Below are 12,730 nucleotides of genomic sequence, written 5' to 3'. Positions count from 1 at the left end.
CGCTACTGGCAGTGAGGCGCCCGCGGTTTGCGCGCATCCTGCCAGCGGTGATGCTCGCGCAGGTCGGCGGCAGCCTCCTCGCACTGACTGCGAAGCTCATCGCTGTCCGCCTCGTGCAGCAGCTGCTGTTCGAGGCTTTGCACCGGAAAGTAATCGTGCCCCTGACGGTGGGCCAGCAGATGTCCTGAAAAAAGCGCGCACAGCAACAGCAGCGCGCTCATGCTTCTCCTCAACATACCTTTTCTCTGCGAATCAATGGCGTGGGCTTACTATGCCAGGCGCTGTGCAGGTTTTTTTCTCGGCTTCTCAAAGAAGGGCAAGAGTTTGTCAGCGGTGGCTGAAGGACGGTGAAAAAAAAGCCTGGCGCGGAAGGCCAGGCCTGAGGGATTACGCTTTTGGCGGCAGTGGTTTCCCGCTGTGATCGCCGCCTTTTGGCGGCTGCTTGCCGTCATGCTGCGGCTGTTTGCCGTCACGCTGCGGCTGCTTGCCGTCATGCTGCGGCTGTTTGCCGTCATGCTGCGGCTGTTTGCCGTCACGCTGCGGCTGCTTGCCATCATGCTGCGGCTGTTTGCCGTTGTGTTGCGCTTGCTTACCATCGTGTTGGCCGTTTTTCGCCGGCGGCTTACCCTGATGCTGCGCGCCTTTTTCTGGCGGCGGCGGGTTGTCGGCAGCGAAAGCCCATGACGATATTCCCAGCGTCATCACGGCAGAGAGTAAAGCTAACTTCTTCATAGCAATATCCTTTCTTCTGATGTATCGCCGTATTTCATCAGGCAAAAGTGAAGATAAGATGGAGAAGTCCCTTTTCGGACTTCTCTGCATCCCACTCAGACTTTTAGCCCTGCGGCGGTCATCAGCAGGCGAAACAGCAGGCTGATGGCGGCCAGCGTCAGTACGCTGCCTCCCCAGATCGCGATCAGCCACAGCAGACGTTTAGGCCAGTCAGTATGCATCAGTGATATCCCTCCCCGGTCTGAACTTTGCCGCGGAACACGTAATAGCTCCAGCAGGTGTAGCCAAGAATGACCGGAATAATCAGCAGTGCGCCCACCAGCATAAAGCCCTGGCTTTGCGGGGGGGCGGCAGCCTGCCAAAGCGTGATGGCCGGCGGGATAATATGCGGCCAGATGCTGATCCCCAGTCCGCTAAAGCCGAGAAAGACCAGGCCCAGCGTCAGCGTGAAGGGCGAAACATGGCGGTCGCGCTGATGCAGCGTGCGCCACAGCCAGCCGCTGATGAGGATCACCAGCAGCGGCACCGGCAGCAGGAAATAGAGATTCGGCAGGCTGAACCAGCGGGCGGCAATTGCCGGGTGCGCCAGCGGAGTCCACAGGCTGATGACGGCAAACACCGCCAGCAGGGCAACCAGCAGCTGCCGCGATGCGCTGCGCATGCGCTGCTGCAGCGCGCCTTCGCTTTTCATCACCAGCCAGGTGGCGCCGAGCAGCGCATAGGCCACGCACAGCCCGAGTCCGCAAAACAGGCTGAACGGGGTCAGCCAGTCAAACATGCCGCCGCTGAAGGCGCGACCGCTGACGGTGAAACCGTTGATCACCGCCCCGACCACCACGCCCTGGCTGAAGGTCGCCAGCAGGGAACCGCCAAAAAAGGCACGATCCCAGAAGGGCCGGTGCGACGGCGTGGCCTGGAAGCGAAACTCAAAGGCGACGCCGCGAAAAATCAGGCCGATCAGCATCAGGGTCAGGGGGATCGACAGGGCGTCGATTATCACCGCATAGGCGAGGGGAAAAGCGCCAAACAGACCGGCGCCGCCCAATACCAGCCAGGTCTCATTGCCATCCCACACCGGGGCGACGCTGTTGACCATCACGTCGCGCTCGGTGCTGCCCCGTACGGTGCCAAACAGCATGCCGATGCCCAGATCAAAGCCATCCATGACGATGTACATCAGTGTGGCAAAGACGATAATCACGAACCAGATCACCGATAATTCGATACCCATTAGCGGGACTCCTTCTGCAGATAACCTTCGGTGGCGGCGGACAGCGGGCGGGCTGGCGTACCGGTTGTCGCGGGCTGCACCTCCTGCGGCCCCTTGCGGATCAGACGCAGCATATAGCTGTAGCCGACGCCGAAGACGGCGCTGTAGACCACGATAAAGGTCAATAAACTGACCGACATATGCAGGTCACCGTGAGCGGAAACGGCGTCTGCAGTGCGCTGAACGCCATACACCACCCATGGCTGACGGCCCACTTCGGTGGTCACCCAGCCAGCGAGAATAGCAATCAGTCCTGAAGGGCCCATCCACAGCGCAAAGCGCAGAAATGGCCGTGAATGGTACAGTCGGCCGCCCCGACGCAGCCACAGGGCCAGTACGCCGAGCAGGAGCATCAGCATGCCAAGACCGGCCATCAGGCGAAACGACCAGAACACCACGGTAGCGTTTGGGCGATCCTCAGGAGCGAACTCTTTCAACGCCGGCACCTGTTTATCAAGGCTGTGGGTGAGGATCAGGCTGCCCAGGGCCGGGATCTCAAGCCCGTAGCGGGTGCGCTCCTGATCCATATCAGGCCAGCCAAACAGCAGCAACGGCGTTGGCTCGCCCGGCGGGTTTTCCCAGTGGCCCTCAATGGCGGCTATTTTCGCCGGCTGGTGTTTCAGGGTATTCAGACCATGCATATCGCCGATCAGCGCCTGGACGGGGGCAACCAGCAGCGTCATCCAGAGCGCCATAGAGAACATCTTACGGATCGCCGGCGACTGATTGCCGCGCAGCAGATGCCAGGCCGCCGAGGCGCCGACAAACAGCGCGCTACTGAGAAACGCCGCCACTGTCATATGCAGTAAGCGGTAGGGGAATGACGGGTTAAAGATCACCGCCAGCCAGTCGACGGGCACCACCTGGCCATCGACGATCTCAAACCCTTGCGGGGTCTGCATCCAGCTGTTAGAGGCGAGGATCCAGAAGGTCGAGATGATGGTGCCCAGCGCCACCATACAGGTGGCGAAAAAGTGCAGCCCCGGCCCCACGCGGTTCCAGCCGAAGAGCATCACTCCGAGAAAGCCTGCTTCCAGAAAGAACGCTGTCAGGACTTCATAGGTCAGCAGGGGGCCGGTAATGCTGCCCGCGAACTGAGAGAAACCGCTCCAGTTGGTGCCGAACTGATAGGCCATCACCAGCCCGGAAACCACCCCCATGCCGAAGTTGACGGCGAAGATTTTTGACCAGAAGTGGTACAGCGAGCGCCAGGTGGGATTTTTGCTTTTCAGCCACAGGCCTTCGAGTACCGCCAGGTAGCTGGCCAGCCCAATAGTAATGGCGGGAAAGATAATATGAAATGAGACCGTAAAGGCGAATTGAATTCGCGCAAGATGGAATGCATCAAGACCGAACATGCAGGACTCCACAACAAAATTGATTCAGCGCAATTTTAGGCAGGGAGGAGGCAAGGGGGCAGAAGCAGTCCGGCCATTTTTTATCATAACAGTTGGCCGCTGTTATGATTTTTCACCCTCCAGCCAAACCGGGGTTCCGGATGCCGTACGGTAGCCGTATTTATCCTGTCGAGATTAACAGCCCTTTTGGGCTTAATTTATTTTCATTCATTAGTATGAGAATCAGTAAAACCGATGAGCCGGTTAATAGTGAATTAAAAAATATTAAATTGTCGAGCCATTAGACAGTTCGTACTGTATTCACTGGATAATAAAAAAAGGGAATGCCAATGTCTGAAAAAGGATTACAGAGTCTGTGCATTACGCTCGGCGTGATGATTATCTTTTGGTTTGCGTTAATCTCGCTATTCTGGGTGGTGATATTTTAAACCCGTCTCGTCCTGACGGCGGCAACGTGGACGCTTCAGGTATAACAGTTACAGGAAACTATTATTTTTTTATAACTGATATATGATAAAGGGAGGTTAACGTACGGGGACGGCCGCAATGAAAAAGTATCAACAGCTGGCGCAGCAGCTGACCGAACAGATCGCGCTTGGCGTCTGGTTGCCTGGCGATCGGCTGCCGTCGCTGCGCGAGCAGGTGGTCAGCAGCGGCATGAGCTTTATGACCGTCAGCCATGCCTATCAACTGCTGGAAAGCCAGGGGCGCATCGTCGCCCGTCCACAGTCGGGTTATTATGTCGCCCCCCAGCCGGTGAAGCTCCGGCAGCCGTCGCCACCTGCCCTGGTGACCCGCGATGAAGCTGTCGATATCAATACCTATATCTTTGAGGTGCTCCAGGCCAGCCGTCAGGCGTCGATGCTGCCCTTTGCCTCGGCCTTTCCGGACCCGCGTCTCTTCCCGCTGCAGCAGCTTAACCGCTCGCTGGCGCAGGTGAGTAAAACCGCCACCGCCATGAGCGTCATTGAGAACCTGCCGCCGGGCAATGCGGAGCTGCGGCACGCCATTGCCCGACGCTATGCCCTGCAGGGGATGAACATCTCGCCGGACGAGATCGTCATTACCGCCGGGGCGCTGGAGGCGCTTAACCTCAGCCTGCAGGCGGTGACCGAGCCGGGCGACTGGGTGGTGGTGGAAAATCCCTGTTTCTACGGCGCCCTGCAGGCGCTGGAGAGGCTGCGCCTGAAGGCGCTGTCGGTGGCGACCGACGTCAAAGAGGGCATTGACCTGACGGCGCTGGAAGCGGCCCTGCAAAATTACCCGGTCAAGGCCTGCTGGCTGATGACTAACGGGCAAAACCCGCTCGGCTTTACCCTTAGCGCCGAAAAAAAAGCGGCGCTGGTGGCGCTGCTGGCGCGCTATAACGTGATGCTGATAGAAGATGATGTCTACAGCGAGCTTTACTTTGGTCGCGAGAAACCGTTACCGGCGAAATACTGGGATCACCAGGATATGACGCTGCACTGCAGCTCGTTTTCAAAATGTCTGGTGCCCGGGTTTCGTATCGGCTGGGTGGCGGCCGGCAAACAGGCGCGGCGGATCCAGCAACTGCAGCTGATGAGTACGCTCTCCACCAGCTCGCCGATGCAGCTAGCCCTGGTGGATTACCTGTCTACCAAGCGCTATGACGCCCACCTGCGCCGTTTGCGCCGCCAGCTGGCGGAGCGTAAACAGCTGGCCTGGCAGGCGCTGCTGCGCCATCTGCCGCCAGAGGTTATCATCCACCACAGCGACAGCGGCTACTTTCTGTGGATTGAACTGCCGGAAGGGGCTGACGCCAGCGTGCTAAGCGCCCGGGCGCTGGCGTCGCACATCAGCATTGCCCCGGGAAAAATGTTCTCCACCTCCGCCAGCTGGACCTCGTTTTTCCGTTTTAATACCGCCTGGGGCTGGGGAGAACGCGAAGAGCAGGGGGTGAGGCGGCTGGGTGAACTTATTCGTGAGCAGCTTACCTGACGACTCAGGCTATTTTTCGTCGCTATCAACTCTCGGCAAAAATAAACGCGGGTGAGTTTTTATCAAGGCCGGTCATTATTTTACCGGCGCTCACCATAGGAAATATGCATACCCCTCCTTTTTCTCTAACTCGTTGTCTATAATCCATAAAGTCCTGCTTGTGTTGGCGATTTTTGCGTAATGCGTCCCGGGTCACAACCTGAATAAATTCCCCAGGGGGCGTTAATCCGCTGACTACCCTTATTTCAGGAGATATTTTTACGGCACGGCTGCCGCTAATTACCTTGTGACAGGAGTAACACCTGATGAGCAAAAAATTTGCCCGTTGCAGCCTTTATGTGCTGAGTATGGCCTGTTTGACCGTGCAGGCGGCGGAGCCACTCACCTCGCTGGATAAACCGGAAGGGCGGCTCGATATTATTGCCTGGCCGGGGTATATCGAACGCGGCCAGACTGACAAGCAGTACGACTGGGTCACCCAGTTTGAAAAAGAGACCGGGTGTCAGGTTAATGTCAAAACCGCCGCTACCTCTGACGAGATGGTCAGCCTGATGGCCAAGGGGGGCTACGATCTGGTGACCGCATCGGGCGATGCTTCGCTGCGTCTGATCATGGGCAAACGCGTTCAGCCGATTAACACCGCGCTGATTGCCGGCTGGCGCACCCTCGACCCACGCATTGCGCAAGGGGCATGGTTTAACGTCGGCGGTAAAGCCTACGGCACGCCGTATCAGTGGGGGCCGAACCTGCTGATGTACAACACCCGCGTATTCCCGACGCCGCCGGACAGCTGGAGCGTGGTCTTCGTTAAACAGAACCTGCCGGACGGCAAAACCAATCAGGGACGCGTGCAGGCCTATGATGGCCCGATCTATATCGCTGACGCCGCGCTGTTTGTCAAAGCCACCCAGCCGCAGCTGGGCATTAAAGATCCCTATCAACTGACCGAAACCCAGTATAACGCGGTGCTGAAAGTACTGCGCGACCAGCAACCGCTGATCCATCGCTACTGGCATGACGCCACCGTGCAGATGAACGACTTCAAAAACGAAGGGGTGGCCGCCTCCAGCTCGTGGCCCTATCAGGCCAACGGCCTGAAGGCTGAAGGCCAGCCCATCGCCACCGTGTTTCCGAAGGAGGGGGTGACCGGCTGGGCGGATACCACCATGTTGCACAGCGAAGCGAAGCATCCGGTCTGCGCCTATAAATGGATGAACTGGTCGCTCACGCCGAAGGTGCAGGGCGATGTGGCGGCCTGGTTCGGCTCGCTCCCGGTGGTGCCAGAGGGGTGTAAAGCCAGCGCGCTGCTCGGTGATAAAGGCTGTGAAACCAACGGCTATGACCAGTTTACCCGGATCCACTTCTGGAAAACGCCGGTTGCCGAAGGCGGGAAATTCGTACCCTACAGCCGCTGGACTCAGGACTATATTGCGATAATGGGCGGCCGCTAAGGACGGGAGGCAGACAATGACGTACGCGGTCGAGTTTCAGAATGTATCGCGCCTGTACGGCGATGTGCGGGCCGTAGATGGGGTTAGCATAGGCATTCGCGATGGTGAATTTTTCTCGATGCTGGGGCCCTCCGGTTCGGGCAAAACCACCTGCCTGCGGCTGATTGCCGGTTTCGAGCAGCTCTCCGGCGGCACCATCCGTATTTTCGGTCAGCCGGCCAGCGAACTGCCGCCCTGGCAGCGGGATGTGAATACGGTGTTCCAGGACTATGCGCTGTTTCCCCATATGTCGATCCTCGACAACGTCGCCTACGGCCTGATGGTCAAAGGCATGGCGAAGAAAGCGCGCCATGCCCGCGCCCAGGAAGCGCTGGAAAAGGTGGCCCTTGGTTTTGCTCATCATCGCAAGCCTTCTCAGCTCTCCGGCGGCCAGCGGCAGCGGGTCGCCATTGCCCGGGCGCTGGTGAACCAGCCGCGGGTGCTGCTGCTCGATGAGCCGCTGGGCGCGCTGGATTTGAAGCTGCGCGAGCAGATGCAGGTGGAGCTGAAAAAGCTGCAGCAGTCGCTGGGGATCACCTTCATCTTCGTGACCCACGACCAGAGCGAAGCGTTGTCGATGTCAGACCGCGTGGCGGTGTTTAACAATGGGCGCATCGAGCAAGTGGATGCGCCGCAGGATCTCTATCTGCATCCGAAAACCGCGTTTGTCGCTGGCTTTGTCGGCACCGCCAACGTCTTTGAAGCCGAGGCGGCCCGGCGATTGTGCGGCATGCCGGGCAGCTGGTCGCTGCGTCCGGAGCATGTTCGCCTGCAGGGCGGCGGCGAGGTTCAGGTACAGGGCGTGGTGCAGGCGGTACAGTATCAGGGGGCGGCGACACGGATTGAGCTCAGGCTGGCGGAGGGGGACAAGCTGCTGGTCAGCCAGGCGAATACCGATGGCGCGGCGGCAGCCAGCGCCCCGCGGATGGGGCAAACGGTGCTGGCGTCATGGTCGCGGTCAGCGATGACCCCGCTGGAAAGCGGAGGCTGAAATGACCATGACGATGATTCCTGCGCAGGCCGGGCGCGTATCCGGGATCTTCTGGCGTCGGCCAGCATTGGGCCTGTTTTTACTGCTGCTCGGGCCGTTGATGTGGTTTGGCATCGTCTATCTGGGATCGCTCCTGACCCTGCTGTGGCAGAGTATTTATACCTTTGACGACTTCACCATGTCGGTGACCAGCGACTTTACGCTGGCCAACCTGCGGGCGCTGTTCAACCCCGCCAATTACGACATTATTGTCCGTACCCTGGTGATGGCCCTGAGTGTGACGCTCGCCAGCGCCATTCTGGCGCTGCCGATGGCCTGGTATATGGCTCGCTATACCAGCGGCAAAATGAAGGCTTTCTTTTATATCGCGGTGATGTTGCCGATGTGGGCCAGCTATATCGTCAAAGCCTACGCGTGGGTACTGCTGCTGGCCAAAGATGGTGTGGCGCAGTGGTTTCTGGGCCATCTTGGACTCGAAGGGGCGCTGAATGCGCTTCTGACCGTCCCGGCGGTCGGCGGCAACACCTTGTCCACCTCCGGGCTTGGACGCTTTCTGGTGTTCGTCTACATCTGGCTACCGTTTATGATCCTGCCGGTGCAGGCGGCGCTGGAGCGCATTCCGGGCTCCTTGCTGCAGGCGTCGGCCGATCTTGGCGCCGGGCCACGACAGACCTTCCGCTATGTGGTGCTGCCGCTGGCTATCCCCGGCATTGCCGCCGGATCGATTTTCACCTTCTCGCTGACGCTGGGCGACTTTATCGTGCCGCAGCTGGTCGGGCCGCCGGGGTACTTTATCGGCAACATGGTCTACTCACAGCAGGGGGCGATAGGCAATATGCCGATGGCGGCGGCGTTCACCCTGGTGCCGATCGTGCTGATTGCCCTTTATCTGGCGTTCGTGAAACGTCTGGGAGCCTTCGATGCACTCTGAACGCGCACCCTGGTATCTGCAACTGGCGACCTGGGGCGGAGTGGTGTTCCTCCACTTCCCGCTGCTGATCATTGCCATCTATGCTTTTAATACGGAGGATGCGGCCTTCAGCTTTCCGCCGCAGGGGCTGACGCTACGCTGGTTTAGCGAGGCAGCAGGGCGTAGCGATATTCTCGAATCCGTGACGTTGTCACTTAAAATTGCTGCCCTGTCGACGGCCATTGCCTTAGTACTTGGCACGCTGGCTGCAGGTGCCCTGTGGCGCAGTACTTTTTTTGGTAAGAATGCGGTATCGCTACTGCTGCTGTTACCGATCGCCCTGCCGGGGATCATTACCGGCCTGGCGCTGCTGACGGCGTTTAAAGCCGTCGGTCTTGAGCCAGGGCTACTGACCATTGTGGTGGGGCACGCGACCTTTTGTGTGGTGGTGGTGTTTAACAACGTCATCGCCCGCTTTCGTCGGACCTCGTGGAGCCTGGTGGAAGCCTCGATGGATCTGGGCGCGACCGGCTGGCAGACCTTTCGCTACGTGGTGTTGCCCAATCTGGGATCGGCGCTGCTGGCGGGGGGAATGCTGGCATTCGCGCTGTCGTTTGATGAAATTATCGTCACTACTTTTACCGCGGGGCATGAGCGAACATTGCCGCTGTGGTTACTGAATCAGCTGGGGCGGCCGCGCGATGTGCCCGTCACCAACGTTGTCGCGCTGTTGGTGATGCTGGTAACGACGATACCAATCTTAGGGGCCTGGTGGCTCACCCGTGACGGCGATAACGACGCCGGAAACGGGAAATAAAACCATGAAACAGGATAATGCTATGCAACACAACCTTTTGATAAACGGTAAGTTAGTGGCAGGTGAAGGCGAAAAGGTGCCGGTATACAACCCTGCGACCGGCGATGTGATCCTGGAGATTGCCGAAGCGACAGCGGCCCAGGTCGATGCCGCCGTTGAGGCGGCGGATCGGGCGTTCGATGCCTGGAGCCAGACAACGCCGAAAACGCGCTCGGAATGTTTGCTGAAGCTGGCGGACGCCGTCACGGCGCAGGCGGAGACCCTGGCGCAGCTGGAGTCTCTGAACTGCGGCAAGCCGTTGCACTGCGTGATTAACGATGAGATGCCGGCCATTGCGGACGTCTTCCGCTTCTTCGCCGGCGCCGCCCGCTGCCTGCCGGGAATGGCCGCCGGAGAGTATCTCGAAGGGCATACCTCAATGATCCGCCGCGACCCGGTGGGCGTGGTGGCTTCCATTGCTCCGTGGAACTATCCCCTGATGATGGCGGCCTGGAAGCTGGCCCCGGCGCTGGCGGCAGGCAACTGCGTGGTGATAAAACCCTCGGAGATCACTCCCCTGACGGCGCTGAAGCTGGCGGAGCTGGCAAAAGATATCTTCCCCGAAGGGGTGATCAACGTGCTGTTTGGCCGCGGCAAAACGGTAGGCGACCCGCTGACCTCGCATGCCAAAGTGCGAATGGTTTCGCTGACCGGGTCGATTGCCACCGGGGCCCATATCATCAGCCATACCGCCTCGTCGATCAAACGCACCCACATGGAGCTGGGCGGCAAGGCGCCGGTCATTGTTTTTGACGACGCGGATATCGATGCGGTAGTCGACGGGGTACGAACCTTCGGCTTTTATAACGCCGGCCAGGACTGCACGGCTGCCTGCCGGATCTACGCTCAGCAGGGTATTTACGACCAACTGGTGGAGAAACTCGGGGCGGCGGTGGCCAGCCTGAAAATGGGCGCGCCAGAGGATGCCTCTACCGAGCTGGGACCGCTGAGCTCGCTGGCGCATCTTGAAAGGGTCAGTGCCGCAGTGGAAGCCGCAAAGGCACTGCCGCATATTAAAGTGGTCACCGGCGGTCGCCGGGCTGACGGCGCGGGCTATTACTTCCAGCCGACGCTGCTCGCTGGCGCCCGGCAGGAAGACGCCATTGTGCAGCGCGAAGTGTTTGGCCCGGTGGTCAGCGTGACGCCTTTCAGCGATGAAGCGCAGGCCCTGAGCTGGGCGAATGATTCCCAGTATGGTCTGGCGTCCTCAGTATGGACGAAAGATGTAGGCCGCGCCCACCGGCTTAGCGCCAGGCTGCAGTATGGCTGCACATGGGTCAACACCCACTTTATGCTGGTGAGTGAAATGCCGCACGGCGGCCAGAAACTGTCGGGCTACGGAAAGGACATGTCGATGTATGGCCTTGAGGATTACACCGTGGTCCGCCATGTCATGGTTAAGCATGGCTAAAGCATTGACCCTGTAGTGGCTGGCGATGATTGCGCGACGGTTGTGTTAGTTCGCTAATAGTCACAATGGCAAAAATTGTCAAAACTCTGCGAGGGGGATATGAGATTATTCTGATGCCCCTTCAAGAGCTAAGCCAATGTGAGTGCCGGAGATAAGCGCCGGATGGGGTCCGCCAGTCACCCAGGGCGCGTTGCGCCCGGCGGGTGAGGCGACAACGTCGCGGTCCGCGAGCGTATATCGGCCTCTGCCTGTTGGCAGGGGCTTTTTTATGCCCGCGGCGTCGCGGGATGAAGACCGAATGGCCATCAGGAAGCGCATCGTCTGCCCGCCATTCAGCGCTTGGTTTTTTTGCTCGGCAAACTGGCGCTACGACGGTCACGAATATAGGAAATAAGATTATACACCGCCGCGACCAGCAGGATCAGCGCGATGACCAGCGTGATGATTCCGGACATATCCACCTCGAAATATAAAAAGCGCCCTGGCGCCAAAACATTACCAATAGTTATGAATGTAAGTATTATCTGAAGGGAAGGCAAATGATATTTGTTGTCATTTAGCGCTATTTTTGGCGATTAACCGCGAGATCCACAATGAAGGGGTTATGTAACAACGGCTTGTAGCGGCCTTTTATCGTATTAAGATAGAGGCCCTGCGCGGAATATCGCATTTTTGGTGAACGCGGCGACAATCTTTTCCCCCTGAGAACGGGGACATATTATCTTTATCGGACCAATCGAATTGCCCTGAACCGAAATTATTTCACGACTATAAATAAGGATTTAATATTTGCTGTTATTGCATGATATTTGTTCTGAATATTAAATATTCCGTGAGGCGGGCAAAATGCAGGCTGCAGGGGCGCGTGGGCGCTCCCGGGTTTGACTTTCCGCCGCTGCTCATGCGATCATTTAGCGCATATTAGGTTTAACGTTGATGTCGCTGTGAAAATTTTGGCTTTTATTCTGCTGGCTATCGGCGCTGTGACGCTGAGCTATGGTAACGCCCCGGCAAAACGCATTCAGGGCTGTGAGAACGCGGGAGTGGGGCGGGCCGTCTGCGCTGCCGCAGAATGGGATAGTGAACAGATGAATTTTCTGCCGAGCTATAACCCGGAGCTTAATAAGGTTATTGCGGCAGGCCAGTCAGCACCTGTCGCTTATAACCCTAATAATATCGCTAATGTCCGCACGTAAAGTCCGTGCGTAAAAAAGCAGCCCCAGTGGGCTGCTTTTTTAGGTTTCGTTGCTGAGTAAAATCATTAAAACCAGCCAAATCTCACGGACAGCAGGCTGATAAGTACGCACGCGGCGCAGACATTAATCAGAATGACGGTTTTGCTGGAGACATCCATAACGCCACCTTAATGAGTAAGTCCCTAAAGGTATAGTACGGCGCCTGCGGTTGCGCTATCGGATTAAGACGAATCAGGCTTTATTCTCAATATTCAGCCCGTTTCAGAATTTGTTATACAGGTATCTCTGAATCACGACGTCATGGCAGATAATCATCCCACCATGGAACGCCCCTCAGGGAAGGAAGAGTAAGAATGACGTTATATCAAAAAATGCTGGTGTTTTACGCCATTATGGGCGTGATATGCGCCGTGATTAGCTGGTTTTTGACCAAAGAGAGCCGGGTGATCCGCCTGCTGGCGGCCCTGTTGATCGGCGCCACCTGGCCGTTCAGCTTTCCGATGGCGCTGCTCGTCTCGCTGTTTTAACCCTCAGATGCCGGACGGCAGAAAAGGGTG

At 58.0% G+C, this 12,730-nt stretch carries 15 protein-coding genes; 8 read left to right on the top strand and 7 right to left on the bottom strand.

Annotated elements, in window-relative coordinates; translation table 11 throughout:
- Positions 1-2: 2 nt before the first annotated feature.
- The 5 genes from CWM61_RS01575 to CWM61_RS01555 all read right to left on the bottom strand — a co-directional run bounded on the left by CWM61_RS01575 (position 3) and on the right by CWM61_RS01555 (position 3,360).
- The gene (locus tag CWM61_RS01575; protein ID WP_061154416.1) at positions 3-236 is read right to left on the bottom strand and encodes a DUF2554 family protein; all 234 of its coding nucleotides are present in this window, start codon (positions 234-236) and stop codon (positions 3-5) included.
- Positions 237-387: 151 nt separating this feature from the next.
- On the bottom strand, positions 388-732 hold the full coding sequence (locus tag CWM61_RS01570; RefSeq protein ID WP_074385690.1) for a hypothetical protein: 345 nt from the start codon (positions 730-732) through the stop codon (positions 388-390).
- 95 nt (positions 733-827) lie between these two features.
- Positions 828-953: a DUF2474 domain-containing protein gene (locus CWM61_RS01565; RefSeq protein ID WP_100630570.1), complete on the bottom strand. Its 126-nt coding sequence runs from the start codon at positions 951-953 to the stop codon at positions 828-830.
- Positions 953-1,963, bottom strand: coding sequence for a cytochrome d ubiquinol oxidase subunit II (cydB, locus tag CWM61_RS01560; RefSeq protein ID WP_074385691.1), 1,011 nt, complete (start codon positions 1,961-1,963; stop codon positions 953-955). Before cydB ends, CWM61_RS01565 begins: the two co-directional genes overlap by 1 nt.
- Complete coding sequence (locus CWM61_RS01555) at positions 1,963-3,360, bottom strand: cytochrome ubiquinol oxidase subunit I (protein ID WP_074385692.1); 1,398 nt, start codon at positions 3,358-3,360, stop codon at positions 1,963-1,965. The genes cydB and CWM61_RS01555 overlap by 1 nt, the downstream gene beginning before the upstream one ends.
- Positions 3,361-3,906: 546 nt before the next feature.
- Between CWM61_RS01555 and CWM61_RS01550 the strand changes: the two genes are divergently transcribed.
- From CWM61_RS01550 to patD, 6 genes are all read left to right on the top strand, one after another.
- Positions 3,907-5,319 (top strand): PLP-dependent aminotransferase family protein, encoded by a 1,413-nt coding sequence (locus tag CWM61_RS01550; protein WP_074385693.1) that lies wholly within the window; start codon positions 3,907-3,909, stop codon positions 5,317-5,319.
- A gap of 305 nt (positions 5,320-5,624) precedes the next feature.
- Positions 5,625-6,770 carry a putative ABC transporter substrate-binding protein YdcS gene (ydcS, locus tag CWM61_RS01545; RefSeq protein ID WP_074385694.1) on the top strand — a complete coding sequence of 382 codons (1,146 nt, stop codon included), beginning with the start codon at positions 5,625-5,627 and terminating at the stop codon, positions 6,768-6,770.
- Between the two features lie 16 nt (positions 6,771-6,786).
- Complete coding sequence (locus CWM61_RS01540; protein WP_074385695.1) at positions 6,787-7,800, top strand: ABC transporter ATP-binding protein; 1,014 nt, start codon at positions 6,787-6,789, stop codon at positions 7,798-7,800.
- A gap of 1 nt (position 7,801) precedes the next feature.
- Positions 7,802-8,731 (top strand): ABC transporter permease, encoded by a 930-nt coding sequence (locus CWM61_RS01535; RefSeq protein ID WP_061154422.1) that lies wholly within the window; start codon positions 7,802-7,804, stop codon positions 8,729-8,731.
- Positions 8,721-9,527: an ABC transporter permease gene (locus CWM61_RS01530; RefSeq protein ID WP_008804683.1), complete on the top strand. Its 807-nt coding sequence runs from the start codon at positions 8,721-8,723 to the stop codon at positions 9,525-9,527. Before CWM61_RS01535 ends, CWM61_RS01530 begins: the two co-directional genes overlap by 11 nt.
- 22 nt (positions 9,528-9,549) lie before the next feature.
- Entirely contained in the window at positions 9,550-10,977 is a 1,428-nt protein-coding gene (patD, locus tag CWM61_RS01525) for an aminobutyraldehyde dehydrogenase (protein WP_074385696.1), read from the top strand.
- A gap of 332 nt (positions 10,978-11,309) precedes the next feature.
- Here patD and CWM61_RS28965 read toward each other — a convergent pair whose 3' ends face one another.
- Positions 11,310-11,432 (bottom strand): small membrane protein, encoded by a 123-nt coding sequence (locus CWM61_RS28965; protein ID WP_004175940.1) that lies wholly within the window; start codon positions 11,430-11,432, stop codon positions 11,310-11,312.
- 489 nt (positions 11,433-11,921) lie between these two features.
- Between CWM61_RS28965 and CWM61_RS01520 the strand changes: the two genes are divergently transcribed.
- Positions 11,922-12,173 carry a hypothetical protein gene (locus CWM61_RS01520; RefSeq protein ID WP_074385697.1) on the top strand — a complete coding sequence of 84 codons (252 nt, stop codon included), beginning with the start codon at positions 11,922-11,924 and terminating at the stop codon, positions 12,171-12,173.
- A gap of 65 nt (positions 12,174-12,238) precedes the next feature.
- On the opposite strand, the gene yncL is transcribed toward CWM61_RS01520, so the two are convergent.
- On the bottom strand, positions 12,239-12,331 hold the full coding sequence (gene yncL, locus CWM61_RS01515) for a stress response membrane protein YncL (RefSeq protein WP_012968073.1): 93 nt from the start codon (positions 12,329-12,331) through the stop codon (positions 12,239-12,241).
- A 195-nt stretch (positions 12,332-12,526) separates the two neighbouring features.
- On the opposite strand from yncL, the gene CWM61_RS01510 reads away from it, so the two are divergent.
- Complete coding sequence (locus CWM61_RS01510) at positions 12,527-12,700, top strand: GhoT/OrtT family toxin (RefSeq protein WP_008804686.1); 174 nt, start codon at positions 12,527-12,529, stop codon at positions 12,698-12,700.
- The last annotated feature ends 30 nt before the right edge of the window (positions 12,701-12,730 follow it).

Origin of the sequence: Klebsiella sp. K-Nf6 (genome assembly GCF_002806655.1) — a bacterium.
Classification (GTDB): domain Bacteria; phylum Pseudomonadota; class Gammaproteobacteria; order Enterobacterales; family Enterobacteriaceae; genus Klebsiella; species Klebsiella variicola.
The sequence above is the reverse complement of the archived record's forward strand: the minus strand, read 5'-3'. Positions and strand labels throughout refer to the sequence as shown.

Coding starts and splice junctions, on each gene's coding strand:
- yncL (WP_012968073.1), bottom strand. CDS start 12,331: ATGGATGTCTCCAGCAAAACCGTCATTCTGATTAATGTCTGCGCCGCG.
- cydB (WP_074385691.1), bottom strand. CDS start 1,963: ATGGGTATCGAATTATCGGTGATCTGGTTCGTGATTATCGTCTTTGCC.
- patD (WP_074385696.1), top strand. CDS start 9,550: ATGCAACACAACCTTTTGATAAACGGTAAGTTAGTGGCAGGTGAAGGC.
- CWM61_RS01540 (WP_074385695.1), top strand. CDS start 6,787: ATGACGTACGCGGTCGAGTTTCAGAATGTATCGCGCCTGTACGGCGAT.
- CWM61_RS28965 (WP_004175940.1), bottom strand. CDS start 11,432: ATGTCCGGAATCATCACGCTGGTCATCGCGCTGATCCTGCTGGTCGCG.
- CWM61_RS01535 (WP_061154422.1), top strand. CDS start 7,802: ATGACCATGACGATGATTCCTGCGCAGGCCGGGCGCGTATCCGGGATC.
- CWM61_RS01530 (WP_008804683.1), top strand. CDS start 8,721: ATGCACTCTGAACGCGCACCCTGGTATCTGCAACTGGCGACCTGGGGC.
- CWM61_RS01550 (WP_074385693.1), top strand. CDS start 3,907: ATGAAAAAGTATCAACAGCTGGCGCAGCAGCTGACCGAACAGATCGCG.
- ydcS (WP_074385694.1), top strand. CDS start 5,625: ATGAGCAAAAAATTTGCCCGTTGCAGCCTTTATGTGCTGAGTATGGCC.
- CWM61_RS01575 (WP_061154416.1), bottom strand. CDS start 236: ATGTTGAGGAGAAGCATGAGCGCGCTGCTGTTGCTGTGCGCGCTTTTT.
- CWM61_RS01570 (WP_074385690.1), bottom strand. CDS start 732: ATGAAGAAGTTAGCTTTACTCTCTGCCGTGATGACGCTGGGAATATCG.
- CWM61_RS01555 (WP_074385692.1), bottom strand. CDS start 3,360: ATGTTCGGTCTTGATGCATTCCATCTTGCGCGAATTCAATTCGCCTTT.
- CWM61_RS01565 (WP_100630570.1), bottom strand. CDS start 953: ATGCATACTGACTGGCCTAAACGTCTGCTGTGGCTGATCGCGATCTGG.
- CWM61_RS01510 (WP_008804686.1), top strand. CDS start 12,527: ATGACGTTATATCAAAAAATGCTGGTGTTTTACGCCATTATGGGCGTG.